Source organism: Flavobacterium sp. (assembly GCF_046317795.1).
Taxonomy (GTDB): domain Bacteria; phylum Bacteroidota; class Bacteroidia; order Flavobacteriales; family Flavobacteriaceae; genus Flavobacterium.
Map to the genome: position 1 here is coordinate 1 of NZ_JBKCVI010000127.1, position 3,995 is coordinate 3,995.

Annotated in this window: 2 protein-coding genes and 1 pseudogene; all 3 read left to right on the forward strand. The window is 36.1% G+C overall.

Features of this window, described 5'->3' with window-relative positions; translation table 11 throughout:
- Positions 1-590, forward strand: a pseudogene (locus tag ACK5ON_RS07505) (fumarate reductase/succinate dehydrogenase flavoprotein subunit); the annotation flags it as partial.
- Between the two features lie 85 nt (positions 591-675).
- Positions 676-1,437, forward strand: a complete 762-nt coding sequence (locus ACK5ON_RS07510) for a succinate dehydrogenase/fumarate reductase iron-sulfur subunit (protein WP_396173378.1) — start codon at positions 676-678, stop codon at positions 1,435-1,437.
- A gap of 104 nt (positions 1,438-1,541) precedes the next feature.
- Positions 1,542-3,995: GH92 family glycosyl hydrolase (locus tag ACK5ON_RS07515; protein WP_409821341.1), on the forward strand; the 2,454-nt coding region annotated here is incomplete at its 3' end.

A 3,995-nucleotide genomic window follows, 5' to 3' on the forward strand; every position in this document is an offset into this window, starting at 1 on the left:
GTTTAGCCGATGGTTATTTCGTATTACCTTATACTGTTTCTAATTATTTGGCAGACGAAATTAGAACAGGTAAAATTTCTACCGATACACAAGAATTTGCTGATGCCGAGAATAGAGTTGCTTCAACTATTGAGAAATTTATCAATAATAAAGGCTCAAAATCTGTAGATCATTTCCACAAACGCCTTGGCTTAATCATGTGGAACAAAGTAGGAATGGGAAGAAATGAAGCAGGATTAAAACAAGCTATCGACGAAATTGCAGCTTTAAAAGAAGAATTCTATAAAGACGTTAATGTTCCCGGCAGTGCAGACGAACTTAATCAGGAGTTAGAAAAAGCACTTCGTGTTGCCGATTTGATTGACTTGGGACAATTAATGGCAATAGATGCATTGCAAAGAAACGAGTCTTGCGGTGGTCATTTTAGAGAAGAATACCAAGATAGCGAAGGCGAAACACTTCGTGATGACAAAAACTTCTCCTTTGTGGGCGCATGGGAATACAAAGGAAATGATATCAGCCAAGAAGTGCTGCACAAAGAAGAATTGAAGTATGAGTTTATTAAAATTGCGGCAAGAAATTATAAATAGTAACAAGTGAATAGTAATTAGTAAATAGTCAAAAAGTGCTAATCACTAATTACTCTTTACTAATTTCACTCAAAAAATTAAAATTATGGCTACCGGAAAAAACATCAATATTAAACTTAAAATTTGGCGTCAAAAAAACGCTAAAGACAAAGGTAAAATTGTAGATTATAAACTGGATAATGTTTCTACTGACAGTTCGTTTTTAGAAATGTTAGACCAATTGAACGAACAATTAATCAATGAAAAACAAGAACCTGTGGCTTTCGACCACGATTGTCGCGAAGGGATTTGTGGCATGTGTTCACTGTACATCAATGGCCGTGCTCATGGACCAGATACAGGAACAACAACTTGTCAATTACACATGCGTAAGTTCAACGATGGCGATACTATTTTTATCGAACCTTGGAGAAGCAAAGCATTTCCAGTAGTGAAAGATTTAGTAGTGGACAGGAGTGCTTTTGATAGAATCCAGCAAGCTGGCGGTTTTGTTTCTGTGAATACCTCCGGAAGAACTATAGATGCCAACGCTATCCCAATTCCAAAAGAAGATGCAGACAAAGCCTTTATGGCTGCGGCATGTATCGGTTGTGGTGCTTGTGTCGCAAGTTGTAAAAACGGTTCGGCTATGCTATTTGTTGGTGCCAAAGTATCACAATATGCCTTATTACCACAAGGAAAAGTGGAAGCCACACAACGTGTTTTAAATATGGTACGTCAAATGGATGAAGAAGGTTTCGGAAATTGTACCAATACTGGTGCCTGCGAAGTAGAATGTCCTAAAGGAATTTCATTAGAAAATATCGCTCGTATGAATAGAGAATATTTAGTAGCGAGTTTAAAATAAAATACAAACCTCATAGGTTTTGAAAACCTATGAGGTTTAATAATAGAATGCATTCATTTATTTGGATGCATTTTTTTTATCTTTGAAATAAACAAAATGACTCAATGAAAAAGTTCCTTTCATTTCTATTTCTTTTCTTTTCTTTTTTGGCTTTAAGCCAAAACTTCCATCAATATGTCAACCCGTTTATTGGCACTGGCGGACACGGTCACACCTATCCCGGAGCCACAGTACCTTTTGGAATGGTGCAATTGTCTCCCGATACTAGAATTGATGGAAGTTGGGATGGCTGTTCGGGTTATCATTATTCGGATACTATAATTTACGGATTTTCACACACGCACCTCAACGGAACGGGCGTTTCCGATTATGGTGATATCATGCTCATGCCAACAATGGGCGAACCTACTTTTGATAACAAAGTGTATGCTTCCACTTTTTCTCATCAAAATGAAAAAGCAACTGCCGGATTTTATTCCGTCAAGTTAGACAAACACAATATTGATGTGCGTTTAACTACTTCAACTCGAGTTGGTTTTCATGAATATACCTTTAATGAAAGTGGACAAGCCAATATTATCTTAGACCTAAACCATCGTGACAAATTATTGGGAGGAAGAATTAATGTAATTGATGATAAAACTATTGAGATTTTACGAAGAAGTGAAGCTTGGGCAAGAAACCAATATGTATATGCTCGAATTGAGTTTAATGTTCCTATGAAAGTTTCAAAAACGAACAAATCAAATTCAGAATCGCTTGAAATTTCTGGAATGAGTTTTTCCAAACAAGTCAAAAAAAGAGAAAAAATATTGGTAAAAGTGTCACTTTCACCCACAAGTTATGAAGGAGCAAAATTAAACAGTTCCGAAATAAAAGATTGGGATTTCGATAAAGTAAAACAAGAAGCTGAACAACTTTGGAACAAACAATTATCTAAAATTGAAATAACGGAATCCGACTTAGATAAAAAAACCATTTTCTACACCGCACTTTACCATACGATGGTGCAACCCAATATCGCTCAAGACATTGATGGAAAATACCTCGGAAGAGACAATAAAATTCACCAAACTGAAGGTTTTGATTATTATTCTGTATTTTCTCTTTGGGATACGTTTCGAGCGGCACATCCTTTATATACTTTGATTGAAAAGAAACGCACCGCCGATTTTATCAATACCTTTTTAAAGCAATACGAACAAGGCGGGCGATTACCTGTTTGGGAATTGTCTTCCAACGAAACCGATTGCATGATTGGCTATCATTCCGTTTCCGTAATGGCAGATGCTATGGCAAAAGGCATTACGGGTTTTGATTATGATAAAGCATTCGAAGCAGCCAAACATTCTGCGATGTTAGATCATTTAGGATTAGATGCTTACAAGAAAAACGGATTTATATCCATGGATGACGAACACGAAAGCGTTTCTAAAACGTTGGAATATGCCTATGATGATTGGTGTATTGCTCAAATGGCGCAAATTTTAAACAAAACAGAAGATTACGACTACTTCATGCAACGTTCCCAAAGTTGGAAAAACGTCTTTGATTGGAAAACCGGTTTCATGCGACCAAAGAAAAATGGCGGTTGGGACAAACCATTCGACCCTAGAGAAATCAATAATAATTTTACCGAAGGTAACAGTTGGCAATACTCGTTTTTTGTACCACAAGATATTGAAGGTATGATACAAGCGTATGGCGGAAACGAAAAATTTGAAGCCAAACTAGATGAAATGTTCAACTCCGAAAGTAAAACGACAGGAAGAGAACAAGTGGATGTTACCGGATTAATTGGGCAATATGCACATGGAAACGAACCCAGTCACCACATGGCATATTTATACAACTACATTGGGAAACCCGAAAAAACTAAAGAAAAGGTACATTACATTCTAAACAATTTTTACAAAAATTCTCCCGACGGATTAATAGGAAACGAAGACTGCGGACAAATGAGTGCTTGGTATGTGTTGAGTTCGATGGGAATTTATTCGGTGACGCCAGGACATGCCGAGTGGAGTGAAGTCAAACCTTTATTTGAGAAGATTAAAGTAAATTTAGAAGATGGAAAGAGTGAATTTATCACTGAAAATTCTGTTAGAAGTAGACTTGGAATTCCAATGACAAGATATAATTGGATTAAATCAAAATTGACAGAATCTATTATTCCTGTCCCAATAATTCAAGCAGACAGTAAATCATTTAAAGATAAAATGAAAGTTGAAATTTATAAATCAAATTCAGCTTTTGATATTTATTATTCTTTCGATAATAACAATTTTCAAAAATACGACCAGCCATTTGAAATTAATAAATCATGTCAAATTTTTGCTTATTGCAATGATGCTGTTAGAAAAACTAGTGTTGTTTCCGCCACCTTCTTCAAAAAACCAAACAATTACACTATCGTCATCAAATCAAAATACAATCCGCAGTATCATGCTGGTGGTCCTGATGGTTTGATTGATGGAATTTTCGGAACCACCAACTGGCGAAAAGGCGATTGGCAAGGGTATCAAAGTCAGGATTTTGAAGCCATTATTGATTTGCAG

Bases quoted from the DNA above. Each gene is read 5' to 3' on its own strand.
- ACK5ON_RS07510 (WP_396173378.1), top strand. From the start codon at position 676: ATGGCTACCGGAAAAAACATCAATATTAAACTTAAAATTTGGCGTCAA.